Here is a 25350-nt window from a genome sequence, read left to right as displayed (position 1 = left end):
TAGGTGATTATCAGATGGATATACGTCAATTACGTTACTTTGTGACAGTATCAGATGAAGGCCAAATTACACGAGCTGCAAAAAAATTGAATATGGCTCAACCGCCCTTAAGCCAACAGTTAAAGCTAATTGAAGAAGAGCTAGGGACCGCTTTGTTTATCAGAAACAGCAGAAGTGTCGAGTTAACGGAGGCTGGAATGTTACTCTACCAACGGGCGGTTAGTATTCTAACTCAAATCGATGACACGGTAATGGAAGTGAAGGAAACGGGAGATGGCTTACGGGGACAGCTCTCGATCGGTACGGCAAAAACATGTGCCGTGGCCTATTTACCGGAAAGAATTCAAGCGTTCCACAAACAATACCCACTCGTTACGTTTCGTATAGAGGACGGCCACCCTCATGAAGTTGTTAAGTTTTTAGAGGATAGATTAGTAGAATTAGCTGTCGTTCGCTTCGTATCAGATCTGCATCTAGGTTATGAATCGAAAACTTTACTCGTAGAGCCATATGTATTATTCACCCCAAGTAAATGGGAGTGGGATGCATCTAGAACATCTATCTGTATGAAGGATCTCGAAGACATTCCGCTTATCATGTTCGTACGAGAAAACAAGCATGGAAAATATACTGCCTTCCAAGATGCCTGTATAAAACAAGGAGTCAAACCGAACATCATTTGCGAATCTCATGACGCTGGCATTATCTTTTCCTTTGTCGCAACCGGGATGGGAGCAGCTGTTATGCCAAAATCAACATTTTCCATTCACCCGTCAGACGATATTAAAATTGTTGAAATAGAGGATTGTCCTCTTCGTAATAAAATCTCTCTCATCTGGGATCAAAATCGTCCTCTATCAAAAGGTGCACAAAGGTTTATTGACATGTTTTGATAGAACTCTTTTTAGAAACATTTCCACAATAAAAGAAGCTACAACAGGTTAAGTAGTTCAGTTTTTGTGGAGAAACGGATAAAATATCATATTAATTAACAGGCTAAATCACATAGTAATTTAGGTGCTTATAATCATTGTTATATCAATGAAAATCAAACTTTAGCATATTAAAAGTCATAGCAAATAACACACAAAATAACTTAGTGACATTAACTATTGTCATCTTGTAAGTTGGAATGTTAAAAGTAATGTTTTTTACTATGTTGATTATTAACAGGACACACGTTCCGTTATTTGCAGTAATAATTGTGGTTATACATTTTTATAGGACATACTTTCCGCTATTTATATAAAAAGTTGTTATTTTTTCGTTATTTTTAGCAAATAACGTACTCAGTGTCCAAAGGCTCTCCAAAATAGATTTATTTATGATAATAACGTACTCAATGCCCACAAAAAAGTTGAATCATACAATTAAAAATAAAACGCATGGATTATTCTATCTGTTATCCATGCGTTTCCGTTTGTTATTTCTATTGACTTTTCTGTTGTAATTTCGAATGTTTTTTTACATTTTCTCCACATTATCGGAACTACTTATCAACAGGTTAGCTTCTTTTTTAGGAAATCGTACATATAACCATTCATAAAAAGAAATCCATAACATAGTCCAAACAATACCGAGCGAAAATCCACCTAGTACATCAGTAGGAAAATGATCCTGAAGAACAATCCTGCTTAAGCCAATTAAAAGGATAATGATTAAAGCTATCAATCCAATCAACCATTTTGTGCGTGAAGTTTTTATACTCTTATTTAATAGATAAGCTGCAAGCATATAGAGTATCAGCCCTACCATTGCATGACCGCTGGGAAAGCTCAATGATTCGACTTCTATGGCAGTAGCTGGTCTTTCTCTCCCTACAAGCTCTTTTATCAATTTACTTGCCTCATTGCCAAGCGCAACAGCAAAAACCAACACCCCTATCCCGAAATAATCACGCATTTTTACCGAAAGTAAAAGGAGCATTATTAGAGCAACAATCCCTATTCCGATTTTATCTCCAAGCTCCGTTACCACCTCAAAGAATGAATAGGTTTGTTCTGGAAATATTTCTGTTATACTATCTGATAATGCTTGATCTAGCAATGTTGGTTCATTACTTCTTGCCACAATAACAAAATAAATGGATGCTATTATTGCTATTACAAATACAATAAGTCCTCTTTTAATATTCAATATTTTCTCACACTCCCTATCTATACAATGAACAGGAAGATTATACTATATAATAGTTTTAAATAGTGAAAATTGTTATAAGATTATTTCCCTTCTACAAAGAAAAAAGCCCCTAATTGCTTAAGGGGTTTTCTTTAATAATCGAAGACGATAACAATTTTGTGCTGTTTCACCAAGCTGGTCTAGTAGATTATAGTTGGCAAAAGCACCGACAACGGCACCAATTCCGGGTACGAGCTGCAGCATTTTGACAAAATCGATGTGGTCACGATATTCCTGCTGAAACTCCTGCCAATCCAATTCAATAAGTTCTGCTTTTCTCTCTTCCCATGCTTCAATGATCTCCATTGTTTCCGCCCTTTTCTCAGCACTGGAAAACGCCAGTTTAAAGACCTGAAGCATAAAAATTCGTTCTTCATATTCTTTCGTATCAAACCCATAAATCGTTGCGGCCTCAAATAAAAATTTCATCTTAATAGATAACAAAAGCGGAAAATCAGCAAGCCCTAATAATATGCCTCCTGCTCCCGTTCCTGCCCCTTCAATGACCGCTGTCCTTCGATAAGTGGATAACTTTTCTGTCAGCAGACGATCTCGTTCTGCAAGCGACAAATGAGTCTCATCGCTTTTTCTCGTCATTAACTGTGAACCAGTTAACGTCATTTTCACAAAATTTTTAATTGCATCTGTTATGACTTCATGTGCTTTATCTGGTATTTTTTCATTTATTTTTACTTGAACCTGCTTTGTAAAACGCTGAACCATTTTGGGACGCTTCAATATTCTTTGTTTCCAAGCTTGGATTTCCTGATAAGCCCGGACTTCATACTCACTCATTGTTACCACTCCTTCAAATAACAACTACGTATGGAAAGACGATTGGTTTCATAGTATGAACAGGTCTTATGATCTTATTTTTCTTTGACTGTAAAAAGAAACAAAGTAAACAGTAAAGACAATCCCTGCAGCTAATGACGCTAAGGCAAACATGAAATCACCCTTGACTGCTAAAACAAGCGACAAAAGGACGGATTGGGTCCATAAGACTTTTCGGAGAAAACCAAGAAAAGCCTTTTCCTTCACTTGTCCGTTAATTGGATATAATGCAAGGAGCGAATGATTTTGGTGGTGCTTCCATAACGGCAGCAGCTGAAAGCCGGTTAAATAGATAAATAATACAACAAGAATGACTTGACCAATTCCCCAGGTTAAGAAGAAAATCGCCGCTCCTGCAATAAGTGTCAAACGGACGAATAATCCCCAATAATCTCCGGACCTCAAGAATGTTCTCATAAGCAGAAAAGTAAATGATTCACTTTGGCGAAATGGAATCCGAAGCAGAAGACCATCAAGCCATTCTCTTCTTTTAATTCGATTCTTAAGCTTTGGCACATCTGTAAATAAATTCGCCAAGCGATAAAAGGAAGTCATCCTTCTTTCATCCTGTTCAATCAAAAATTCCCACTTTAAGCCTTTCTCCTTCGTATGCTGCTTATAGTATACACACAAACCAATAAAAATGAGCAAACAGGCTAATATGAAATACAAAGTGGCGTTTGAAAATAATAAATACAGAAAGACTAGGTTCACAATAAACCTGATTAACGAATCGATTCTATGGACATTCGTTTCTCGGTAATATTGAACATACCATCTTGTTATTAAATTAATCCCTTTTACAACTAGCATCAACGCTAAAAAGGGAAAAAAACTTTTAAAATTCCCCTCGTTTACCGCTGCATACATTGGCATGAAAACTGCCAAACCAATAACGAGTAAATAAATCTGCCCAAAAAAACTAATCATCAGCGATTTTCTAAAATAACCTGTCAGCCTTGTTTCAAGCGGCAGCAGAAAGATACGGTCTGCCTCAGACATAAATGTAAAAATCGGACTGTAGGTTAAAAGAAAAGCAAGACAAAGTGCCATAATCATAGCAGATGGAAACGTATCAGGGATTGTTTTTAACCATTCCTGATAGTAGTAGGCAGCCGTCCCAATCAAAAAGACGAATACAATCACAAGATGTCCATTAAAGATATAGCGGAGGTAACGGGAAAACTCTTTGCTTGTCCGGCCAAACCGTTCCTTCCACAATAGTTTTTCGTCAAACATTACTTTCTTCCTTTGTTAATTGAATATAAAGATCATCAAGAGTTGCCCCCGGCATAGCAAACTCTTGGCGTAATTGCTCGAGTGTTCCATAAGCACGCACCTTTCCTTCATGTAAAATAACAAAGCGGTCACAGTAACGCTCGGCCGTAGCTAATATATGGGTAGACATTAATATACCCGCACCATTTTCTTTCATTTGCTTCATTAAATCTAATAAAGATTGAATCCCCAGCGGATCCAGGCCAACAAACGGTTCATCCACGATATATAAAGAGGGCTGGACCAGAAAAGCACACATGATCATAACCTTTTGCTTCATTCCCTTTGAAAAATGGGCAGGAAACCATTTAAGTCGTTTAGACATGCGAAACTCCTCTAATAAGACTGTAACCCGTTCACGATAAACCGACTCCTCTAGCCCGTAGGCCATTGCTGTTAATCTCAAATGCTCATCAAGTGTTAATTCATCATAAAGAACGGGCGTTTCAGGAACAAACGTAAACTGTCTTCGATATCCTTCACGGTCCTCTTCAAATTTTGTTCCATTGATGGTTATTTCACCCTTATGCGGCTCCATCAAACCAATAATATGTTTAATCGTTGTACTCTTCCCGGCACCATTTAGACCAATTAAACCAACAAGTTCTCCTTTATTAACCGTAAAGGAAACATCCTTTAACACAGGATTCCTTGTATAACCGCCTGTAATATGTTTAATTTCTAACAAAGACATGTAAAACGTCCTTCCTGTACTTTTATCGAAACATGGGGACGGTTCTTTTGCTTCTTTGGAAGCAAAAGAACCGTCCCCATGCTTCATGCTTCCTTTATATTGTAAGAAATCGGTTAATATGTTGTCCAGTTTAGACAATTAACTTTAAGAATGACTGGGTTTCTAAAGTTTTTATAAAAATTCCAGCTGACATGTATATAAATTACATCTACGGACATTCTAATTTATGTAGGGGAAAGCAATTGATGATTCCATCAAGCAATTGAAATGAGGTGTCTGTCAAAGACAATGTCATTCAATAACACCCATATGCGCTAAAAACGTTCCTATAAGGGGATGGTTGTAATGCACAAGTTGTATGAAAACCAAGATGATCTTTTGCACCGATAATTTCAAACAATTGAAAATGAGGTGTTTATCAAAGACCATGTAACCGAAATTTTATATGTTTGTAAAAACTATAAAAAATAGGGGATGGTTAGCTTGAACAAAGATCAGTTTTCTAAATAAACACAAACATTTAACTAATAAATGAGGTGTTTACGGCAGAAAATGTCCTGTAATAGAACGTTGTATATGATAATGATGGTTCATTCATCAACCAATTGAAATGAGGTGTCTGTCAAAGACAATGTCATTCAATAACACCCATATGCTAAAAACGTTCCTATAAGGGGATGGTTGTAATGCACAAGTTGTATGAAAACCAAGATGATCTTTTGCACCGATAATTTCAAACAATTTGAAAATGAGGTGTTTATCAAAGACCATGTAACCGAAATTTTATATGTTTGCAAAAACTATAAAAAATAGGGGATGGTTAGCTTGAACAAAGGATCTGTTTCTAAATAAACACAAACATTTAACTAATAAATGAGGTGTTTACGGCAGAAAATGACCTGTAATAGAAACGTTGTATATGATAATTCCCCTGCATCGGGCGGGATTCCTTGCGAATCCTGCCCTTTTCTTATGCTACTTGCAAAGGATGTCGTCTACGATCGCCATAAGATTTTTTTTGGGGCTTCAGCCCTCAATCGGGCTCTGCGCGACAGGACGTAGCGGCTTTTAGTAGACGTTCCGCTTTTGTTAATAAATATGTTACAATATTAGGAAAATCCACTAGTTGTATGAAAGGGTTGAATAAAAATGAGTGATTGTATTTTCTGTAAAATTGTCAATGGCGAAATTCCATCAGCAAAGGTTTTTGAAAATGAACATGTTGTTGCCTTTCTTGATATCAGCCAAGTGACAAAAGGTCATACATTAATTATTCCAAAAGTACATAAAGAAAATCTGTTTGAATTAACACCTGAAATTGCTAAGAATATTTTTGAAGTTGCCCCTCAAATTGCCAATGCATTGAAATCAGCCTATAATCCAGTCGGATTAAATGCCATGAATAACAACGGTGAAAAAGCAGGCCAATCTGTGTTCCATTTTCATCTGCACCTAATCCCTCGTTACGGTGAAGGCGATGGATTTGGAGCTGTTTGGAAAAATAATCAAAGTGATTACAGTTCCTTTGATTTACAACAAATGGCCGAAAACATCAGCAGTCATCTTTAAAATTCTCCTTTTGGGAGAATTTTTTTGTCCTATTTCTAAATATTTAAAATCAGTTTTACATTTCGACAATTTCTGATAATATTAAATAAAAATATTTCACTTACTGTATGTTCTCGTGAATGTACGAACAAAATACAGTAACTAAAACATAGGAGGAATTTATTAATGAACCGTGCGCTAAATTTTAATGCTGGTCCTGCTGCCCTTCCTGAATGGGCACTGAAAGAAGCTCAAAATGAGCTATTGAATTTTAGAAATACCGGCATGTCTGTAATGGAACTAAGTCATAGAAGTAAGGATTATGAAGCCGTTCATAATGAAGCTCAAAGCTTATTACGCTCATTACTTTCCATTCCAGATCAATATGAAATTTTATTTTTACAAGGCGGAGCAAGCCTACAATTTTCAATGGTTCCAATGAACTTGCTTAAAGAAGGGCAGACAGCCTACTACGCATTAACAGGCTCTTGGTCTGAAAAAGCCCTAAAAGAAGCAGTTAAAGTCGGTAAAACAGAAGTTGCCGTCTCCAGTAAGGAAAATAATTATAAAAATATCCCTGTCCTTGACGCATCTTCAATTCCTAGTGATGCAGCATATGTACACATTACAAGCAATAATACGATATATGGTACTCAATGGAAACAATTCCCGTCTGGATTAAATGTTCCGCTTATCGCTGATATGTCAAGTGATATTTTATGCAAGCCATTAAATATTGAACAATTTGATTTGATATATGCGGGAGCACAGAAAAATCTTGGACCATCAGGTGTAACAGTTGTGATCATGAAGAAGGATTTGTTAGAGCGGTCAAGTGATAATCTTCCAACCATGTTAAACTATAACACTTACGCAAAAAACAATTCATTATATAACACACCTCCAACCTTCGGAATTTATTTATTATCACTCGTCTTAAAATGGGTGACTGATCAAGGCGGACTAGAGGTGATTGAGAAGAAGAATGAACAGAAAGCTTCCCTTCTTTATAATGAAATTGATAATAGTAACGGTTTTTACAATGGTCATGCAGAGCTTGACAGCAGATCTACAATGAATGTTACATTTACATTAAATTCTGAAGAAGCAACAAAGAGCTTCTTAACGCAAGCGAAGGAAGCAGGCTTTGTCGGTTTAAACGGACACCGCTCTGTCGGTGGATGCCGGGCGTCCATTTATAATGCTGTTCCATATGAAAATGTTGAACGTCTTGCCCAGTTTATGAATGACTTCAGAAAAAATTATTAATAAGAAGATTGCATTTTTAACAATAACAGAAAAAATCATGGTATAATAATAGCAACTTTTCGCTGCAGGCAATGAGTGCACTGTAGGAGAAGAAAAAACATTAGCTTAGTTTAGAAGAGGAGAGATTAGAATTGAAAACAAAAAACCTTGTTGCCCTTGCTCTGTTAGTAGGAATGGGAACTGTACTCCATGCTGTTGTTCCGGGATTTTTTCTTGGCATGAAACCAGATATGATGTTAACAATGATGTTTTTAGGGATTGTTTTATTCCCGGATAAGAAAAGCGTCTTGCTTCTTGGTCTAGCTACCGGTATTATTTCAGGCTTGACTACAACCTTTCCTGGAGGCTTGTTCCCTAATATTATCGATAAATTTGTTACATCATTTATGTTTTTTGCTTTGTTCCTTGCGTTCAACAAGTTCAACAAATCAATCATTTCAGTTGCTATCTTAACCGCGGTTGGCACAGTCATTTCAGGCATCGTCTTTTTAGGCTCTGCTGCTTTGATTGTAGGTCTTCCGGGACCATTTGCAGCATTATTTGCTACGGTAGTATTACCGGCAGCAGCAGTAAATACGATTGTGATGATTGTTTTGTACCCAGTGGCTACATCCATTCTTAAGAGAACAAAAGTGACACAGCAACATACCATTAGTTAATAATGACAGACTTAAACCCGTCCATCGACGGGTTTTTTCTATTGCTAGTGAAATAATCCAATCATGCATCCAATAAGGAAAAAGAGCAGCCCCACTAACGCCATCGCTTTAGAACGTCTTATCAGAATATATTTCGGCGGGTAGACACCTGGTTTTTTAATAGAAATCAAATAATGAATGCTCTTAAAAAAAGAAAATATGCTTAAGACGAAGAATAATGTCATCATGATTGTGATCGCACTCCTTTAGTAAGACAAGGCTTAATACAGTGTATGCTTGTTAGTTTGAAGATATAACAATCCTAAAGCGCTAATTCATCTCCGCCCATTCCCATAAGATATACCTTAACTTTACTGGTTGGCAGACATCAGTTATACCAACATAATTCTATTCACATACATAAAAAATTAAATTCTTTTGCAAACAATTCAATAAAAATAGTAATTTCAACAGGATTCTATTTCTACTTTATAGAAGTAATTGTTATTATGCGGGATGGGGTGGTTTTGATGAAAGGAAAGTCTTTCTTAATTGGCTTTTTGATAGGCAGTGTATCTGCTGGTATCAGTACATTGCTTATGGCACCAAAATCAGGTGAGGAAACGCGAAACAGTCTTAAAGAATCCAAGGATACAGTCCTTAAACAGCTAGGTGAATTGAAATCGAATCTAAAAGAGTTAAATCAGGGAATTCGAGAAGCGTCTTCAGAGGGAACGGAAACATTAAAGGATTTTATATTAGATATTAAGCATACTGTAGCTAATTGGCAGCAAGAAATAAAGCCGCATCAAAGAGAATTACAAAAGGAAATAGCCGAAATCGAAAGGAGTATTCAAGAGCTCGAAACAGAATTAAGTAAAAAATAAGATTATTTTGAATAAATTTTCAAAAAATTAAAAAAATCCTTTCTAAAAAGAAGGATTTTTTTATTTTTAAATCGAAAAGAAATATATTATAAAAATAGTGGTTTATTTAATCCTGTTTTAAAAAGCCTTCAAACAGCTATTCTACACAAGAATTATGGGATATTCTAAAAATTTGGTAAATTTATATCTTTATTAATCTTTATTTTATTGGCATAATGAATATACAGATATAAAAAAAGGGTGATTAAGAGGATGGAAGAAAAAGAGTATACAATAAAGGAAGCTCTGTTATTTAGTCAAAGAATTGGTCAACTGAGTAAGGCATTATGGAAGTCAATCGAAAAGGATTGGCAGCAATGGATTAAGCCGTATGATCTCAATATCAACGAGCACCATATTTTATGGATTGCTTACCATTTAAATGGTGCGTCTATTTCAGATGTTGCTAAATTTGGGGTCATGCACGTTTCAACAGCTTTTAATTTTTCAAAAAAGTTAGAAGAACGTGGTTTTCTGCAATTTTCTAAAAAAGAAAACGATAAGCGTAATACGTACATTCAACTTACCGAAAAAGGGGAAAATATCTTTTTAGAAATCTTGGAAGCTTATGATCCAGCGGAAAATGCTGCATATACTTCCTCCCTGCCTCTAAAAGATATTTATGGGAAATTCCCAGAAATGTTAGAAGTAATGGCAATTGTTCGCAATATTTATGGTGACGACTTTATGGAAATTTTTGAAAAATCCTTTAACAATATTGACAAAGAATTTGTTGAGGGTGAAGGAAAGCTACAGAAGAAAGTCCCTCAAAAGACAGAGCTTATCTAAACCATTTATAGATACTTTTTTAACTCTGTCATTAGCGGGAAATATAACCCCTGGGTAATACAGGCAGCAATGACATCCTCAGCATGTAGCCCGCCGGATTGCAATTTCATAGTAAACTTATTGAAAAGCGGATGAAAATTCAAAAAACCTTCCGCTTTCTGTTCTTTTAATTCTTTGCTCAATTCATCACAAAGTTTAAATAACCTTTGTACTTCCTTCTCCGTTATTCCTTTATCAATAATTAATTTATATAATGCATACTTTGTTGTTTGGTTCATTTCCAACAGCAAGGATTGATGATATTCAAGTCGTTCGATCCTCTCTAGTAATGCTTCCAAATCCATTGTCTTTCCCCTCTTTATTTTCGTTTTCCATGACACCTGCTCCCTAAATGGGAAGAAAGTCGATAAAATACTGCGAAAAGAAGCAATTGTTTTTCCTATTGATTTTTTTTTACATTCATCGTACAGTAACTTTGTAAGTTTAGTAAATCAAATTTGCTCGTCGAATTTGCGTCCGGATTTTATCGAGCTCGCTCGATAAATTTCCCTTAAAAATCCGTGACATCCGCCGGAGGCTTAACTTTATTCAGCAGGGTATTAAACCCCAATGAATCGGAGAGCTTCTTGCATTCGACCTTTAACTTAGAAGTAGAGGACATCTGCTGAATGAAGTTAAAAATTCTCCTCTTGGAGGCTGATCGCATGAATTGCTGGAAGGAGATAAACCTTAATAAACAATACGGCGCTCAACGTGTCTTCATTTTGTCTATCTTAACCATGCTATCCACGTTTATTTTGTTATATGTACCTGCAAACTTTTTATTCGTAAGATCTTCATTATACGATAAATATTTTTTATTATTGATAATTGGGTTATTGCTTATGTATCCAATCCATAAAATTATACACTTTTTCTCGCTTGTACATTTAAAAAATAAAATAAAAAATAGTATTCAAATTAAATATTTCATGTTTCCTGTTTTTCAAATACAGATTATTGAACCAATCTCAAAATGGCAATATATTGCCACTTTGATTGCACCATTTTTTGTCATTAATGGATTTCTTATTGCTGCCTGCTGGGTATTTAACCACTATGTTCATTATTTTACCATTTTACTAGCTTTTCATATAGGATTATGTGTGTCTGATTTTATTTATATTAAAAATGTCTTAACAGCACCTAATCAAGCATATATTGAAGAGAATGAGAATGGCTTTGAAATATTAGTCAAGCATCCAAATTCATAATGATAACGAAACCTCTAGTACAGGGGGTTTTCAACATAAATAAATATTTTAAATGACATTTTTATCTATCTTTTTTTTGATTTTTTTGCTAATGTAAATATCATACTATTCCATTTAGGTAGCTTTTTAAGTATAATCTGCCTCTCAAAAGGAGGAAATCATTGATGATCTACATTTTCATTTTATTTGCATGCTTTATATTATTTAATATTAATAAGATGACGAATTCTCTTTGTCTGCAAAAAGAGATTCCCGAGGAGAAACAATCTACTGTATTCCATACGATCAATATTCTCGTGACCATCTTATTAATTTCTTCCTACGTTGAAATTCTATTTACGGTTTAAGAAACGTTTTAGATTGAAAACAAAACATTGGCAACCCTTAAAAGCGGTGAGATAATTCTCACCGCTGTCTGTTTTCATGAAGTTTACAAGACTAAGATCAGTTTATAGCCAAGCAGCACCTACAATGATTAATAGAATGAATAGAACAACGATTAACGCAAATCCTCCGCCGTACCCGTAAGATTGACCACCCATAGTATCACCTCCTTTCGTAATGACCTATGTGGCTATCTTAAGTGGCAAATTAATATTTGCTGCCTATACTCTTAATAAAAGGAAGCCCCTACAATAATCAATAAAATGAACAAGACAACAATTAACGCAAATCCATTGCTATAGTGCCTCATTATCCTACCTCCTTTCGCTTTCGTTTTATCATATGTACAATTTTTAAATCTGGGATGGTCAAATACCCAATTTTTTAAAAATATACTGGATAAATGGACAGTAATAATTTGTTCTGTATCCAAATTATGTTATAGTAATGATTGTTGAATCATCGACTTAGACTAATTTTAGGAGTGTTTACACGTGAAAAAATGGATATTACCCTTAACACTAGCGGCCGGAATACTTACTTTAAGTGCTTGTAACGGAGGATCTGATTCAGTCGCTGAATCAAAGGCTGGCAATATAACAAAAGATGAATTTTATGAAGCAATGAAGGACAAACAAGGCGAAATGGTACTGCAGCAGCTTCTATACACAAAGGTACTATCTGACAAGTATAAAGTGACCGATAAAGATTTAGATGAGAAGGTTAAAGAATATAAGGAGCAGCTTGGTGATACATTCTATCTTCAATATGGATTTGAAGATGAAGCAGCATTTAAAAAGGACGAGAACGTAAAATTAGAGGTTCTTATCGAAAAAGCAGTATTGAAGGATGTAAAAGAAGAAGATATCAAAAAATACTATGAAGAGAATTACAAACCAGAGATTAAGGCCCGTCATATTCTTGTAAAGGATGAGGAAACGGCAAAAGAAGTGAAGGCAAAGCTCGATGCTGGTGAAAAGTTTGAGGATTTGGCTAAAGAATACTCTACAGATGGATCAGCTGAGAAAGGCGGCGATCTTGGCTGGTTTGGTCCCGGAGCAATGGTTCCTGAATTTGAAAAGGCTGCCTATGCTTTAGATGTCAATGAAATAAGCGAACCTGTAAAATCACAATTTGGCTACCATATCATTCAAGTAACAGAAAAGAAGGAAGCGGAACCGTTTGACAAAGTGAAGGATGAAATGGAGAAAAAGTATAAAGCATCTAAAATGACGCAGGAAAATATTATGGCGACTATTAATAAGGAAATGAAAGCAGCCGACGTGAAAATCAACGATGAAGACCTAAAAGGAGTTTTAGGAGAAGAAACAGCTAAAGATGAGTCAAAAAAATAAAATACAATCCAATCTCCTGATGTAACAAAAAAAAGGGGCTGTCCCAAGGGACAGCCCCTTTTTTTTACATCATCCTGCTGAATTTTGTGTATTCTTTTTTTCTTCCCTTTCACGCTCTAATCGCTGCATATAGATTTCTCCTTCTTTTTCTATTATTTCCTCCTCGATCATTCTTTCTTCCCTGCCAGTCCGAATCACCATATAGGCACTTAAGATAATCCCCGCAACAACAAAGTAGATCCAAAATGGAATATCGATTTTTTTCACCTCTTTTGCATTCGTTATCGTTGATAATCTATTATATGTGCAGCAGCCTATCGGTATGACTAATTAGAAACTATAGGGAATAGAACAATTTAATCGCAAAAGCATCATGAAGTAGGTTAAAATGGTAGATAGATTATTATATTAAGTAAATGCGGTTTAAATTAATAGGAGTGATATAGTTGACTGAAGAGTCCACATACTTTTATGGTTTGATTCCTGTTCGTTTTGAGGCGTCTGAATTAGAACGTGAGCAAATACTGCATGATTTTCCACCGCCGCTCTTACCTGCCGGAGAGGAATCATTTCAGTTACAAGATGAAATGAATGGCAACCTGGTACGCGCTCGTTTGCTCCTTTGTGATTATAGCGTTGAAACAACGAAGACCGGGAAACAGTATTTAAAAATGCGATTCAGCAACAATGTTGGCAGCATCAATGCAAAAATGTGGGATAATCAAGGTGCTGTAGAGACAACCAAACCGCTGCTGGACGAATATTCCCTTTTTGACATAGAAGCAAAAGTAGAAGATTTTAAAGGACATAAATCTCTTTCCATTAACAAGATTGAACCATGTAAAGAAGATATAAATCCATTTGCATTACTAGCCTACACAAAACAAAGTATCGAAGACTTAACGATTGAATTATTTTCTTATTTGAATGAGCTTGAATCTCCATATAAAGATATTTCCTTAGCAGCCATGCACAGGTTTTGGGATCAATTTTGTCTCCGTCCCGCCGCAAAGGGCTACCATCATAATTATTTAGGCGGTTTGCTTAAGCATACAGTAGGATTAATGCGATTTGCTAGATTCATATTAAAATTTGAAGACAATCATTACAATCATTACCAGGCCGTCATAAAATTAATTAATCATGTTGAGAAAGCTCACAAAAGGGACTTATGGAGCCAAATTCAAACTGCTAATGTGAATGCTCAGCAGCTTGTCTGGAAAGACACGATTGATCATTTGTATAAAATGCTCTACGGCATGATGGAGTATCTTGATAAAAAGCCAAATTATGACCTAATCATGACTAGTATTTTATATCACGATATTGGGAAACTGCTTGAATATGATCATGCTGGAAAAAAATATGAGGAATTTAAATTTTTATTTCCGACCGCTGATCATACAGCAATCGAAAATCGTAAACAAACAGGCATTATCATGGATGAATTGGGAGTCATGATAGGACATATTCCATACGGCGTCCTCATGCTGTCTAAAATAATTGAAACCGAAGGAATTTCAGTTTCACTTGAAGAGATCCATCACATGTCCCATTGCATTTTATGTCACCACGGCCTTCCTGAATGGGGCTCCTGTATTCGAAGCCCGCAAACAATCGAAGGCTACATGATTCATATCGTAGACTACCTCGATAGCAGATACGAAAATACAGAAGAAATAAAATAATTGAAGAAGGGTGTCCCCAAACGGACACCCTTCTTTATTATGTCGAGACTGAACTTTGTTTATTGAGGCGCGTGATATTTGCGCCTGGAAAATAGTGCAAGAGGTGCTCGTGACAGGTAAAAAATAGGATTTGGTAATCTTTTAGTTCATTTAATAGTTCTGTGACTCTGCTAGTTCTTGCCTTGTCAAAATTTACGAAGCTGTCATCTATAATGATAGGAAATTTATACTTTTCATACACAGTAAGTGCAAGCGCAAGCCGTAATGATACATATATTTGTTCAGTCGTAGCTTGACTAAGCTCGTTTGCATCGTAAAGAAGATGGTCCTTACTTTCGATTAAAAAGCCGCTGCCATCCTGTTTTGGAATGATCCGATAATAGCTTCCTTCCGTTAAAAATTGCAGGAAGTTTTCTGCCAGGCTAAGCATTTTTGGTAAACGCTCTTGTTTGTACTTATTGACCGTTTTCCAAAGAAGCTCTTTCGCTACGGCAAAGCGGGCCCATTCTCGTGCATCCTCTTCAAACTCTGCTCTTAATTGTTTAAAATGATGGAGAAGCTCGGCATAGCTTCCTCCATCCTCAAGCATTTGGATTTGATATTTTATCGCTGCTAATTCCTCTTGTAATTTGGTTAACTCTTTTTCCTGATTTGTTCTTTTATCCAAAACTTCCTGAATGAACATTTCCACAGGTCTTTCGGAAAGCTGTGCAACCTCTTTTTCAGAAAAAGGAGAGAGCTTTAGTTGAAACCTTAGACTACTCATTCCTTCCATGAGTTTTGTTTTATCTGCTGCCTTTTTGGCAGTCTCCCTGAATTGCAGTTCATCTTTAGCGGAAGCAGCAGAAAAAAGTGCGGAAATTTCAGTGCTTATCCTTTCCCATTCAAGCTGATAAACTTGATATTCGTCCTCAAGAATCGCTAGCTGCTCATCTTTTTCCTTATATTTAACCTGCTTATCCAGCTCTTCCCGTAATGACCGCTTCAACAGATGGGCTGCTTCTTGAAGTGGGATATTGTCATCAGATAAGAACTGTTGGATTAGACTTCTAATTGGCGTCACCACTTCTCTGATAGCCGCTTTATTTGTATCCAATTGTTCAATAAGATACGCACGCTCTTGGTAATTCTTTTTTAACTCATCAATTAATTGAAAAGCATCAAATAAATAGTTGACTGCAAGCTCTTTTGGAATCCGCAGTTCTTTTCCAACAAGCAGCAGCTCTTTATTAAGCTGTAACGATTCTCTTTCCCATGTTTCAAAACGATCAATCACTTGATCATAGAGCTCCTGCTGTCTTTTGAGCATACTTTTTAAATCGATGAATTGCTCCCTCTGCCTTGTATCCTTTTCAAGTTTTTGCTCTAACAGCTCCATATGTTCCTTTGGCTGGCTCATTACATTCTCTAATTCCAGCTTTTTCTTTTGAAGCTGCTGAATTTCCGTTTGTAAAAGAGAATCTGAGCTTGATCGTATTTTCATATAAGAAAGGACGGCAAATATAACCCCTCCTCCACCTGCAATCACCAGCATAAAAGTATTTGAGTATATTCCCCACCCGCAAAGAATGAAAAAGAAGATGGCAAAGAATATATACTGCAGCTTGTCACTTTTCACTTTAGCAGATGATTTCTCAAGTGATGCTGTTAAAAGAGCCAGCCGATTTTTTATTTCCTCATAATTACTGGCCAGATTTTCACTTGATTCAAAACGAGAGATTTGCTCCTGCAGTCTTTTTCTTTCCGTATCCGGCAGCAGCTCACCCTTTAATAATTTTTCCTTTTCTTCCATCTCCTCTAATTGCCTTTTCTCTTCTTGAAAATGATCATCAAGCTCATGTTTTTTTTCTAACAAACGCTTTTGTTTTGCATGCAAATTGGCTGCTTTTTCTTTCATAAATACACTTGTGTTGGTCAAGAGAATTTCATCAGCTGTAAGAGGCAAATGCATTTTATTTTGTAAAAGCAGTATGTCTTCATCCGACTTTTTCAGCTTAACCTGCAGCTTAACATTTTCCTGCTCCCATTTTTCTAACAGCAGCAAATTTTCAACTGCTGTCGTAAGTTCATTTTCTTTTTCGATCAGGTCAAAATTCGGTTTAAGTGAAATTAACTCTTCCTTTAAACGTTCGATACGTTGCTTAAGCGTTACTCTTTTCCGTTCCAGCTCCTGCTCATATTGTTTTAACCGTTCAAACTCTTCAAGTCCCTTTTCCGGGAAAACTATATCATTGAAATGAGAGAGCTCTTTTTTTAGTTGTTTTTCCTTTTGCATGAGAGGAAATACCTTTTTCCACTCTTCTAATCGGGTTTGCTGAGCAGTTAACATGATAGATTCTGATTTTAGAGCTTTGATGCGATTTTCAAGCAAATCTCTTTTCTCGAGCAGACTTGTGTATTGTTCATTATTTTCTTCCGCTTTACGCAATTCGTTTCTTAACCCGCGCAGCTCCTTCAACTTACTATTAAGCTTTGGATTTCTGCCATTTGGTTTAAAGCGGTTTTCTAATTCTTTCATAAGCTCATTTTCTGCCTTTAGCAGACGATCTGAGCCAATTGTTCCCGTTGAAAATAAAAAGCGGCCAAGGTCTTCTCCCTTCATCTGATGGACGTTTTGCAGACCATGAAGGTTAAAGGAAAAGATCGCTTGAAATATCTGTTTATCAATCGATGAAAGCAAGTTCTTTAATAGCTCTTCTCCACCAACGATCCCATTTCCCATCCTGACCACAACATCCCCGGCCGCTTTACCTTTTACTCTTTCAATAACAACGGTCCCTTGATCAGGAAAAAGAACAGTCAGCTGCCCTCCATATTTTGCACCTTTTTTTGGCTCATAGCGAAGATCTGATTGCTGTTTTGTAGGAAAACCAAATAAGATACTATGAATAAAAGACATAATTGTTGATTTTCCGGCTTCATTTTCACCGAAAAATACGTGCTGGTCCTGGAGAGTGGTAAATTTCTGATTCTCAAATTTACCATATCCATATATGTAGATTTCAATAATTTTCAAATGGTTCACCTCCTTAATTCTTTTGCAATAAGCCTAACAGTGTATGTAATGCTTGCTGCTGAAGATCTTGTTTTTCTTTCTCAGAAAGAGGCGCTAAGAATTTGACTGCGGAAGGATGTTCAAATAAAGGAGATATGCTCTCTGTGATCTGTTCAAAATGATCTGCCGTGTGAAATAATTCAACATAAAAATCTGATTCTCTTTCAAGCTGGTCTCTATCCCACGAAAACGACTGCTCAACATTTAATTTCATCGTCCATACGAAAGAGTCTTCTTCCTTTTCTTCCTCTTGCAGCGCCTGCAGGAGATCACCATTAAGCACACTTGTTAATTCTTTCTCTTCTAGATGAAGATTTTGTAATGTAATCGATAATAGCATCCCTTTTCTAGGCACTCGCTTTTCCTCAATAGCTCTTTGACATAAAGCATACAGGTCTTGAAAATGGTTCACTTCCTGCCCATTCAACAGCATCTCTTCCCATTGAATCGAAGCAGTATCAATGAATTCAAGCTTGGTTTCTGACCCATTCAGGGAAACAAGATAACAGCCTTTTTTACCTGTTTCTTTTTTGTTTCGGCCTTGTATATTTCCCGGGTAGATAATATACGGATTCTCATGCAGAATCATCCTTTTATGGATATGCCCCAATGCCCAATAGTCAAAGTTTTTCTCAAGTAGTTCTTTTAAGCGAAATGGTGCGTACGATCGATGCTCACTAGAGCTTTCATGATGACCATGCAAAATTCCGATATGGAAATCCGCCCCATCCTTTTTGATATATTCATGAAGCCGATTTTCAGTTACATGCCTTTTTTCATAACTGAATCCATACAGACGAGTTATTATATCAGGCTTTGTAAATGTTTTTACTTCCGCCTGTCCACCAAACACATGTACATTCTCCGGCATATCCAAATGAACCCATGTCCCATTCAAATGATCATGGTTTCCATGCACAACGTAAACGTGAATATGATGGGCCTCCAACCTTTCCATTTCTTTGCGCAGTCTTGTTTGAGCACGTACACTTCTATCCTGTTCATCGAATAAATCCCCTGCCAAGATAACAAAATCAACCTGATGTTGAATAGCAGCATTTGTTATTTTTTTTAATGAAGCAAACGTACTCTCCTTCAACCGTTCAAAAATTTCCTTTGGCAGATGTGAAAGCCCTGTCATTGGACTATCCAAATGCAGATCTGCTGCATGGATAAAAGTAATTTCTTTCATAAACCATTCTCCACTTCGTTATTCTCCTTGTTTCGAGAGATCTTTTGTTTCCATTTTACCATCTCTAAAAAGCGAATGCACGTTCTATGCCGATTTCAAAAAAGAGACTCTCTTTTTATATTACTTGTAATGAAAAGAGGGTCTCTTTTTTTCAGATTGATTTAATCATTCTTCGATAATTGAATCGCTTTTTTAATATCCTTGAATGAGTTTGATTTACCATACATCAATACGCCGCCTTTATACACTCTTGCACCAAAGACAGCCAGGAAGATAATCGATACAAGCAGGATCGCAATTCCCAGGATCGGCTCCCAAACAGGTATCGTCAGCATTCCGACACGCATAAACATCAGCATTGGTGTGAAAAACGGAATATAGGAAGTAATCGTAATAAATGTCGTATCCGGTTGATTTAGTCCAAACATGGCAATCATAAAGCCGGCTGCAATAATAAAAGTCATTGGCGTAATCATCTGCTGGACGTCTTCAATTCTGCTGACAAGCGAACCAAGAAAGGCTGCGAGTGTAGCATAAAGGAAGTAGCCAAGGATAAAGAATACTAATGCATAAATGATGGTTGCTAACGGAATGTTTTGAAATCCAAGAAAGTCGAAAAATCCCCCCTGTAAGGATTGAAGATTCTTCTTGATAAAATAATAGCCAACTGCTAAAAGAACAGCCATTTGTGTCAAACTTAACAACGCAATGCCGAGAATCTTTCCAAACATTTGCTTAATCGGCGAAACGCTTGAAATGAGTATCTCCATGACACGCGAAGACTTCTCTGTCGCAACTTCCATTGCAATCATATTGGCATACATAATGACAGCAAAATAAATAACAAATAAGATCACATAGACAAGACCGCGCGCCTGACTTAATTCTTCCTGTGTTTTGGCGTTGTCCTTTAGGGCAACTCTTTCAAAAGATACTGGTTCAGATAATTTGCCGAGCTGATCAGCTGTTAACTGTAATTGAGCGGCTGCCATTTGTGCCTTAATTTGTTGAAGTGAGAACTCTATATCACCTGGAACACCAGAGTCTGCCACACTTAAAGATTTATAGGTGCCACTTGGCAGCTGATCTTCATTAAACCTTAAGATTAACAGCCCTTTATAAACTTCCTTCTCTACTTCACTTTCAGCCTTTTTCTCTGATTCAGAATATGCTTCCAATTCCAATTCATCATTGACCGTCTTAAGCTGCGCTGAGAGTAGCGGGAATAGTTCACCTGTTTCATCAATAACGGCAATTTTCTCATTTTCATTTCCTTTATTGAAAAAATCAATAATGTTCGTCATATTCGTTAAACCGACTAAGATGAGGGCCGTAATCAAGGTGGTAATAATAAATGATTTTGTTTTCAGTTTGCTTAAATAAGTGTGAAAAAGAATGATCCAAAACCTATTCATACGAAGCACCTACCTTCTCGATAAAAATATCATTTAGCGAAGGCTCTTCTAGAACAAATTTTGTAATGAATCCTTTATCATAAATGCTTTTCAATATCCGAGGTGCCGTAACTTCTTCATCTTGTATCTGCAATGAAATGCCTTCAGGTGTTACCTTTGCTCCCGTTACACCAGGAAACGTCTTTAACTCTTCAAGATTAAAATCAGCATGGATAACGAGGTTCTTTTTCCCATATGCTCGTTTGATATCCCGTAAAGCACCTTGCACAACTGTTTTGCCTTTATGTAAAATGCAGAGATGCTCACACATTTCCTCTACATGCTCCATTCGATGACTTGAAAAGACAATCGTCGTCCCGTTGTCTTTTAATTCAAGAACTGCTTCCTTCAATTGTTCAACATTGACAGGATCCAAACCGCTAAATGGTTCATCTAAAATTAATAACTTTGGTTTATGAATAACCGATGCAATAAACTGGATTTTTTGCTGATTCCCTTTTGAAAGTTCCTCAACCTTTTTATCGGCATATTCAGGAACTTTAAAACGAGAAAGCCAATAATCTAATTCCTTCATCGCATCTTTCTTGCCCATCCCCCGTAGTCTTGCCAAATAAACCATTTGATCACGAACCTTTAGCTTTGGATATAAACCCCTTTCTTCTGGTAAATAACCGATAAGAGGGCTCGTTGAGTAGTCAATTTCCTTTTCATCCCATGTAATCGATCCGCTGCTTGCATTTAAGATGCCGAGAATCATCCGAAATGTGGTCGTTTTCCCTGCGCCGTTTGCACCCAAAAAGCCAAACATCTCTTTTTCAGGAATCGTTAATGTCAATTGATCCACTGCAGTAAAATCCCCGAACCGCTTCGTAACATTATGCAGTTGTAATGCCATTTGCTATCCCTCCTTTACTATCCCTTCTACGATTATAACGAATAAAAGTTTCATTTTGGAAAAAGCCTGGCAATTTTTCAAGAATTTGCAACAATTTTAAGCGGGAATACTAATCTTCTTTACATAAGCAAAACAACCTTTGCGTTAATTAGCAAAGGTTGTTTTCACATTAAAAAGCTCAGAAAGCATATTAATTTTTTCATTCGTATAGGATTCATAGTTTTCATTATAGGTTTTCGGATCTTTTGGGTTTGCGAAACGGGTGATTTTCCCCGATTTTGGATCAACTAATTTACTCGAAGCTCCGCAGCCAAGTCCGATAATTGTTTGCTGTTCTTCCATGATCATGATATTGTAAATACTTTCCTGCCCTTTTAAGCTGTATCCTACATTTTCTAAGTTCCCCAATATATTCTTCTGTCTATACAAATAATACGGATGGTAATCATGAGCCTTCGTCCATTCTTCTGCCTGCTCCATCATTAGGCTAATCTCCTGACGGTCAGCTACCTTATATTTCTCTTTATTTTTGGTCATCTCAGATGCTCTTTTAAATGAAAGCGTATGGACGGTTAAAGATTCTGGCAGCAATTTCTCTGTTTCATTCAAGGTGTGGGTAAATTCAGGAATCCCTTCACCAGGGAGACCAATAATTAAATCCATATTAATATTTTTCATTCCCATCGAGCGGGCTAAATGGAATTTCTCGACCGTTTCCTCAACTGTATGATGACGGCCAATCGCTTTAAGTGTTTCTTGGATATGTGATTGAGGATTAATGCTGATTCTGTCAATTTTCCACTTTTTCAATACATCAAGCTTCTCTTTTGTAATGGTATCAGGTCTTCCAGCTTCAACTGTGATTTCTCTGATCGTACTGACATCCGGGAAGGACGTATACATTTCTTCATATAACATATCCATTTCCTCAGCAGTAATACTTGTCGGTGTACCGCCGCCGAAATAAACAGTTGTCACTTTAATATTGTGGGTCTTTAACCACCTTCCTACTTGTCTCATCTCATAATGAAGTCCTCCTAGGAATGAATCAACTGACCCTTGACGGCCATTAATCGCATAGGCTGGAAACGTACAATAAGCACACTTTGTTGGACAGAAGGGAATACCAATATAAATGCTCACTTCATTTCGCAGTTCATATAAATCAGGAACAACCGCCAATTGCCGTTCAACAATCTGCTGCATAAGCTTAAGTTTTTCATCTGTAATTAAATATTCTTCCTTGAGCTGCTTATGAGCAGACTCGAAAGAGATCTTTTCCTGCATTTTGCGGTGCATAAGCTTTGTCGGCCTGACTCCTGTCAGGATTCCCCACTTTTGAATCATCCCGGTCCAATTTTGCAGCATCGTTAAAAACGCATGAGACACAGCATTTTTTACTTGTTTAAATTGTTCCTTTTCCGTTTGGTAACCGGATAATTCCTTCTCATACTCTGCGCTTTCTTCATTGCCTGCTTGATCAAGCAGCTTTCCTTTTACATATACCGTATTACCGTTTATATCAAGCGAAAATTGAATTATTAAATCCCTATTTTCTTCCTTTTTAAAAGAAATGGTTGTTTCTTCAAAAAATAAATTCGCAATTAATTCAAGCGGCCGAATAAACCGTTCGTCATCTAAACCCTTAATGGTTAAATACAATAAAATCACCTTTTCAATATAAACTGTTATAAGTGTACAGAATCGTTATAGCAAGGTCAAGAACGGAAAAAAATGCTACTGCAGGACACAAAAAAAGCTTGGATTCCCAAGCTTCTTGATCTCTTTTATTTAATAATATTCATTTTCCGCAAAAACTCAATCGGATGCTGCTTACGAAAATGTTCCTTCACCATATAGGCGACCCCTTGTTGATTTTGCGAGCGGGTAATCCAGTCGGCTGCCCGTTTGACTTCAACGGGAGCATTTCCCATTGCCACACCAAGTCCTGCAGCTTCAATCATTTCGATATCATCAATATCATCGCCAATACAAACAATTTCGTTTCTGGAAATACCCAATCGTTCAGCTAGATACAATAGTCCATTTAGTTTGGAAACCCTTGTTGGGACGATATCAAGCCTTAGCTCATTTAATGACATACAATCAACTTCTGTAAACATTCTTTGGATTGCTTCCTGAACGTCCCTTAGATCATCCTTGTATTCAAAGTATACTTCAACGCTTGAAGGATTAGCCGGTTCATCAATGATTGTATCACCAATCGAATCAACGAACTGCTGCGAATAAAAAACAGGATCACCCGTAGTAAATACGGTTTTAGCAAGCAAATTATGATTTAGTTTATATTTATTTGCCAATGAATAATTTTCATGGACCAGTCTGATTTGACAAGGAAACCCTTCTAATAAACGAACTAAATCATAAGTAATATTTTCTTGTATTCTGGCCGCATGAGCAGGCTTTCCTATTTCCTTAGCAATATAAGCTCCTGTATGCGTGATTAAAATGCTATCTAGTTTTAATGCTTTCGCTACTTTTTTGGCTGAAGCGAAAGTTCTTGAAGTGACAAGGGTTACATAGATGCCTTTTTGCTGGACATACTCAATCGCTTCTTTTGTTGATTTATGGATTTTACCATTGGTCTGAAGCAGCGTTCCATCAATATTAAGCGCAAGCATTCGATAGATCATGTTCATGTCCCCCTATTCTTGATGAAATATCCCTTTACTTAAAAATATGAAAAAAGAAAAGGAATAGAACCAATAAAGACTTCTAAGAAAGAGGACATAGAAAAAGAAGATCACCAAACAGATCTTCTCCTTTTAACACTTTATTTTTCAACAGAACCGTAAAGTTCTTCCAACGGTTTAACGATGATTTGATTTAATTCTTGTACGATCATACTCATGCGCTGTTCAGCATCCATGAGCTTTGAAATTTTTTCGTTTTTCTGTACATCGGTAACAATGATTTGTGCTTGGGCAATCTCTTCCTGCGAAATATCCTGCCCCATCATTTGCTTCTGCTGCATTTGTAATTGCATATTACGAAACTTTTCAAACAATTGATTTGATGATGGATCCGCATTCACTTCATCATATAACCTTTTTAATGTTTTATATTCATCGCTATTTCGAAGTGCTTTCTCTAGTTCATAGGCACTATCATGTAAATTTACAGACATGTTTCCACTCCTTTATTTTAACAATCACTTAACTATACCAAAAGATGTGTTAAATCATCAACATGAAACCAGTTTTGACCTTTTGGCGGAATATTAAAACACTTTGTTTTCTGAATGACATGCATTGAAATCAGGGACTCTATTTATAGATTACTCGAGAAGGGAATGAATCTAATGAAAAACAATAAGGATTTTAAAGAGGATAGTCATTTTGAAGGGAAAGATAAGGCATATCTAGATATTGATCGAATGATCAATGAAGGTCTTTCTGGTGGATCTGTGGATATGATTAATAATGAAACAAATATTGAAGAAGCACGCGATATAGAACCGGAAACCCTGCCGAACAATGCGCAAGCATAGCACTTTGTATACGGGGCTGTCACATGGGACAGCCCCGCTTCTTTATTTATTACTCCTGAATGAAATAGGCCGTTTCATATCCGCAATTGTCACATTTCATATAATGCGGACACTGTTCTTTTACTAAATCATCACGGTAACCATCCTCCAGCTTCATTTGATCAATCGGCATATATGCACTATAATCATCATAGAAATCCATCATTCGTCCTCTGTCCGTTGCAGCTGCACCACATGTCGGACATTCTATTCTAAGCTCTTCAAATCCATTACACACTGGGCAAATTCCCATGTTGTTCACCCTCCGAAGATGTTTTATTACATACATCCTTTTCGTTTAAGAATTTCTTATATCATTAATTTGCGTGTGTTTTACCTTGGTATTCATCAGAAAATATACTTAAAAAAAAGGGAATAATTACCGTTGTTTTGTAACGAATAGCTTTTG

27 protein-coding genes are annotated in these 25350 nt (G+C 36.6%); 11 read left to right on the top strand and 16 right to left on the bottom strand.

Annotated elements, in window-relative coordinates; all coding sequences use genetic code 11:
- Positions 1-14 precede the first annotated feature (14 nt).
- Positions 15-893 (top strand): LysR family transcriptional regulator, encoded by an 879-nt coding sequence (locus R4Z09_RS05515; RefSeq protein WP_338451341.1) that lies wholly within the window; start codon positions 15-17, stop codon positions 891-893.
- A 571-nt stretch (positions 894-1464) separates the two neighbouring features.
- Here R4Z09_RS05515 and R4Z09_RS05510 read toward each other — a convergent pair.
- The 4 genes from R4Z09_RS05510 to R4Z09_RS05495 all read right to left on the bottom strand — a co-directional run bounded on the left by R4Z09_RS05510 (position 1465) and on the right by R4Z09_RS05495 (position 4984).
- Positions 1465-2136 (bottom strand): phosphatase PAP2 family protein, encoded by a 672-nt coding sequence (locus tag R4Z09_RS05510; protein ID WP_338451340.1) that lies wholly within the window; start codon positions 2134-2136, stop codon positions 1465-1467.
- A gap of 120 nt (positions 2137-2256) precedes the next feature.
- The gene (locus R4Z09_RS05505) at positions 2257-2973 is read right to left on the bottom strand and encodes an EcsC family protein (protein WP_338451339.1); all 717 of its coding nucleotides are present in this window, start codon (positions 2971-2973) and stop codon (positions 2257-2259) included.
- Positions 2974-3039: 66 nt separating this feature from the next.
- Positions 3040-4251, bottom strand: coding sequence for an ABC transporter permease (locus R4Z09_RS05500; protein ID WP_338451338.1), 1212 nt, complete (start codon positions 4249-4251; stop codon positions 3040-3042).
- Positions 4244-4984, bottom strand: a complete 741-nt coding sequence (locus tag R4Z09_RS05495) for an ABC transporter ATP-binding protein (protein WP_338451337.1) — start codon at positions 4982-4984, stop codon at positions 4244-4246. The genes R4Z09_RS05500 and R4Z09_RS05495 overlap by 8 nt, the downstream gene beginning before the upstream one ends.
- 1149 nt (positions 4985-6133) lie before the next feature.
- Between R4Z09_RS05495 and R4Z09_RS05490 the strand changes: the two genes are divergently transcribed.
- From R4Z09_RS05490 to R4Z09_RS05470, 5 genes are all read left to right on the top strand, one after another.
- A complete protein-coding gene (locus R4Z09_RS05490; RefSeq protein ID WP_338451336.1) occupies positions 6134-6553 on the top strand; it encodes an HIT family protein in 420 nt (139 codons plus the stop codon).
- 165 nt (positions 6554-6718) lie between these two features.
- A complete protein-coding gene (gene serC, locus R4Z09_RS05485) occupies positions 6719-7801 on the top strand; it encodes a 3-phosphoserine/phosphohydroxythreonine transaminase (RefSeq protein ID WP_338451335.1) in 1083 nt (360 codons plus the stop codon).
- Positions 7802-7932: 131 nt separating this feature from the next.
- Positions 7933-8460 carry a tryptophan transporter gene (locus R4Z09_RS05480; RefSeq protein ID WP_338451334.1) on the top strand — a complete coding sequence of 176 codons (528 nt, stop codon included), beginning with the start codon at positions 7933-7935 and terminating at the stop codon, positions 8458-8460.
- A 509-nt stretch (positions 8461-8969) separates the two neighbouring features.
- Positions 8970-9326, top strand: a complete 357-nt coding sequence (locus R4Z09_RS05475) for a YtxH domain-containing protein (RefSeq protein WP_338451333.1) — start codon at positions 8970-8972, stop codon at positions 9324-9326.
- A 252-nt stretch (positions 9327-9578) separates the two neighbouring features.
- Positions 9579-10154, top strand: coding sequence for an HTH-type transcriptional regulator Hpr (locus R4Z09_RS05470; RefSeq protein ID WP_422392249.1), 576 nt, complete (start codon positions 9579-9581; stop codon positions 10152-10154).
- 5 nt (positions 10155-10159) lie between these two features.
- Here the strand turns inward: R4Z09_RS05470 and R4Z09_RS05465 are convergent, their stop codons facing one another.
- Positions 10160-10498, bottom strand: coding sequence for a DUF1878 family protein (locus R4Z09_RS05465; RefSeq protein WP_338451332.1), 339 nt, complete (start codon positions 10496-10498; stop codon positions 10160-10162).
- A 360-nt stretch (positions 10499-10858) separates the two neighbouring features.
- Here R4Z09_RS05465 and R4Z09_RS05460 point away from each other — a divergent pair, with 360 nt between their 5' ends.
- Together R4Z09_RS05460 and R4Z09_RS05455 are read left to right on the top strand one after the other, a co-directional pair.
- A complete protein-coding gene (locus R4Z09_RS05460; protein ID WP_338451331.1) occupies positions 10859-11407 on the top strand; it encodes a DUF3267 domain-containing protein in 549 nt (182 codons plus the stop codon).
- A gap of 164 nt (positions 11408-11571) precedes the next feature.
- Positions 11572-11754, top strand: a complete 183-nt coding sequence (locus tag R4Z09_RS05455; protein ID WP_338451330.1) for a hypothetical protein — start codon at positions 11572-11574, stop codon at positions 11752-11754.
- 102 nt (positions 11755-11856) lie between these two features.
- Here R4Z09_RS05455 and R4Z09_RS05450 read toward each other — a convergent pair whose 3' ends face one another.
- Together R4Z09_RS05450 and R4Z09_RS05445 are read right to left on the bottom strand one after the other, a co-directional pair.
- A complete protein-coding gene (locus R4Z09_RS05450; RefSeq protein WP_338451329.1) occupies positions 11857-11949 on the bottom strand; it encodes a YjcZ family sporulation protein in 93 nt (30 codons plus the stop codon).
- A gap of 71 nt (positions 11950-12020) precedes the next feature.
- Positions 12021-12101: a YjcZ family sporulation protein gene (locus tag R4Z09_RS05445; RefSeq protein ID WP_338453206.1), complete on the bottom strand. Its 81-nt coding sequence runs from the start codon at positions 12099-12101 to the stop codon at positions 12021-12023.
- A gap of 184 nt (positions 12102-12285) precedes the next feature.
- On the opposite strand from R4Z09_RS05445, the gene R4Z09_RS05440 reads away from it, so the two are divergent.
- Positions 12286-13146, top strand: a complete 861-nt coding sequence (locus tag R4Z09_RS05440) for a peptidylprolyl isomerase (RefSeq protein WP_338451328.1) — start codon at positions 12286-12288, stop codon at positions 13144-13146.
- A gap of 69 nt (positions 13147-13215) precedes the next feature.
- On the opposite strand, the gene R4Z09_RS05435 is transcribed toward R4Z09_RS05440, so the two are convergent.
- Complete coding sequence (locus tag R4Z09_RS05435; RefSeq protein ID WP_338451327.1) at positions 13216-13413, bottom strand: sporulation YhaL family protein; 198 nt, start codon at positions 13411-13413, stop codon at positions 13216-13218.
- A gap of 179 nt (positions 13414-13592) precedes the next feature.
- Between R4Z09_RS05435 and R4Z09_RS05430 the strand changes: the two genes are divergently transcribed.
- Entirely contained in the window at positions 13593-14834 is a 1242-nt protein-coding gene (locus R4Z09_RS05430; RefSeq protein ID WP_338451326.1) for an HD domain-containing protein, read from the top strand.
- 37 nt (positions 14835-14871) lie between these two features.
- Here R4Z09_RS05430 and R4Z09_RS05425 read toward each other — a convergent pair whose 3' ends face one another.
- The 7 genes from R4Z09_RS05425 to R4Z09_RS05395 form a co-directional block, all read right to left on the bottom strand.
- Entirely contained in the window at positions 14872-17850 is a 2979-nt protein-coding gene (locus tag R4Z09_RS05425; RefSeq protein WP_338451325.1) for an ATP-binding protein, read from the bottom strand.
- A gap of 13 nt (positions 17851-17863) precedes the next feature.
- Complete coding sequence (locus tag R4Z09_RS05420; RefSeq protein ID WP_338451324.1) at positions 17864-19081, bottom strand: DNA repair exonuclease; 1218 nt, start codon at positions 19079-19081, stop codon at positions 17864-17866.
- Between the two features lie 161 nt (positions 19082-19242).
- A complete protein-coding gene (locus tag R4Z09_RS05415) occupies positions 19243-20496 on the bottom strand; it encodes an ABC transporter permease (RefSeq protein WP_338451323.1) in 1254 nt (417 codons plus the stop codon).
- Positions 20489-21391, bottom strand: a complete 903-nt coding sequence (locus tag R4Z09_RS05410; protein WP_338451322.1) for an ABC transporter ATP-binding protein — start codon at positions 21389-21391, stop codon at positions 20489-20491. The genes R4Z09_RS05415 and R4Z09_RS05410 overlap by 8 nt, the downstream gene beginning before the upstream one ends.
- Positions 21392-21535: 144 nt before the next feature.
- A complete protein-coding gene (locus R4Z09_RS05405) occupies positions 21536-23053 on the bottom strand; it encodes a coproporphyrinogen III oxidase (protein WP_338451321.1) in 1518 nt (505 codons plus the stop codon).
- Positions 23054-23178: 125 nt separating this feature from the next.
- Positions 23179-24045, bottom strand: a complete 867-nt coding sequence (locus R4Z09_RS05400; protein ID WP_338451320.1) for a Cof-type HAD-IIB family hydrolase — start codon at positions 24043-24045, stop codon at positions 23179-23181.
- Between the two features lie 140 nt (positions 24046-24185).
- On the bottom strand, positions 24186-24539 hold the full coding sequence (locus R4Z09_RS05395) for a YlbF family regulator (RefSeq protein WP_338451319.1): 354 nt from the start codon (positions 24537-24539) through the stop codon (positions 24186-24188).
- Positions 24540-24713: 174 nt separating this feature from the next.
- Between R4Z09_RS05395 and R4Z09_RS05390 the strand changes: the two genes are divergently transcribed.
- Positions 24714-24902, top strand: coding sequence for a hypothetical protein (locus tag R4Z09_RS05390; RefSeq protein ID WP_338451318.1), 189 nt, complete (start codon positions 24714-24716; stop codon positions 24900-24902).
- Between the two features lie 49 nt (positions 24903-24951).
- On the opposite strand, the gene R4Z09_RS05385 is transcribed toward R4Z09_RS05390, so the two are convergent.
- The gene (locus R4Z09_RS05385) at positions 24952-25194 is read right to left on the bottom strand and encodes a hypothetical protein (protein WP_338451317.1); all 243 of its coding nucleotides are present in this window, start codon (positions 25192-25194) and stop codon (positions 24952-24954) included.
- Between the last annotated feature and the right edge of the window lie 156 nt (positions 25195-25350).

This window comes from Niallia oryzisoli, assembly GCF_036670025.1.
GTDB lineage: Bacteria > Bacillota > Bacilli > Bacillales > Cytobacillaceae > Bacillus_BD > Bacillus_BD oryzisoli.
Note: the sequence above shows the minus strand (reverse complement) of the source record. Positions and strands in the feature narration are given on the sequence as shown.

Coding starts and splice junctions, on each gene's coding strand:
- R4Z09_RS05515 (WP_338451341.1), top strand. CDS start 15: ATGGATATACGTCAATTACGTTACTTTGTGACAGTATCAGATGAAGGC.
- R4Z09_RS05505 (WP_338451339.1), bottom strand. CDS start 2,973: ATGAGTGAGTATGAAGTCCGGGCTTATCAGGAAATCCAAGCTTGGAAA.
- R4Z09_RS05500 (WP_338451338.1), bottom strand. CDS start 4,251: ATGTTTGACGAAAAACTATTGTGGAAGGAACGGTTTGGCCGGACAAGC.
- R4Z09_RS05495 (WP_338451337.1), bottom strand. CDS start 4,984: ATGTCTTTGTTAGAAATTAAACATATTACAGGCGGTTATACAAGGAAT.
- R4Z09_RS05490 (WP_338451336.1), top strand. CDS start 6,134: ATGAGTGATTGTATTTTCTGTAAAATTGTCAATGGCGAAATTCCATCA.
- serC (WP_338451335.1), top strand. CDS start 6,719: ATGAACCGTGCGCTAAATTTTAATGCTGGTCCTGCTGCCCTTCCTGAA.
- R4Z09_RS05475 (WP_338451333.1), top strand. CDS start 8,970: ATGAAAGGAAAGTCTTTCTTAATTGGCTTTTTGATAGGCAGTGTATCT.
- R4Z09_RS05470 (WP_422392249.1), top strand. CDS start 9,579: ATGGAAGAAAAAGAGTATACAATAAAGGAAGCTCTGTTATTTAGTCAA.
- R4Z09_RS05465 (WP_338451332.1), bottom strand. CDS start 10,498: ATGGATTTGGAAGCATTACTAGAGAGGATCGAACGACTTGAATATCAT.
- R4Z09_RS05460 (WP_338451331.1), top strand. CDS start 10,859: ATGAATTGCTGGAAGGAGATAAACCTTAATAAACAATACGGCGCTCAA.
- R4Z09_RS05455 (WP_338451330.1), top strand. CDS start 11,572: ATGATCTACATTTTCATTTTATTTGCATGCTTTATATTATTTAATATT.
- R4Z09_RS05450 (WP_338451329.1), bottom strand. CDS start 11,949: ATGGGTGGTCAATCTTACGGGTACGGCGGAGGATTTGCGTTAATCGTT.
- R4Z09_RS05445 (WP_338453206.1), bottom strand. CDS start 12,101: ATGAGGCACTATAGCAATGGATTTGCGTTAATTGTTGTCTTGTTCATT.
- R4Z09_RS05420 (WP_338451324.1), bottom strand. CDS start 19,081: ATGAAAGAAATTACTTTTATCCATGCAGCAGATCTGCATTTGGATAGT.
- R4Z09_RS05415 (WP_338451323.1), bottom strand. CDS start 20,496: ATGAATAGGTTTTGGATCATTCTTTTTCACACTTATTTAAGCAAACTG.
- R4Z09_RS05410 (WP_338451322.1), bottom strand. CDS start 21,391: ATGGCATTACAACTGCATAATGTTACGAAGCGGTTCGGGGATTTTACT.
- R4Z09_RS05400 (WP_338451320.1), bottom strand. CDS start 24,045: ATGATCTATCGAATGCTTGCGCTTAATATTGATGGAACGCTGCTTCAG.
- R4Z09_RS05395 (WP_338451319.1), bottom strand. CDS start 24,539: ATGTCTGTAAATTTACATGATAGTGCCTATGAACTAGAGAAAGCACTT.
- R4Z09_RS05390 (WP_338451318.1), top strand. CDS start 24,714: ATGAAAAACAATAAGGATTTTAAAGAGGATAGTCATTTTGAAGGGAAA.
- R4Z09_RS05385 (WP_338451317.1), bottom strand. CDS start 25,194: ATGGGAATTTGCCCAGTGTGTAATGGATTTGAAGAGCTTAGAATAGAA.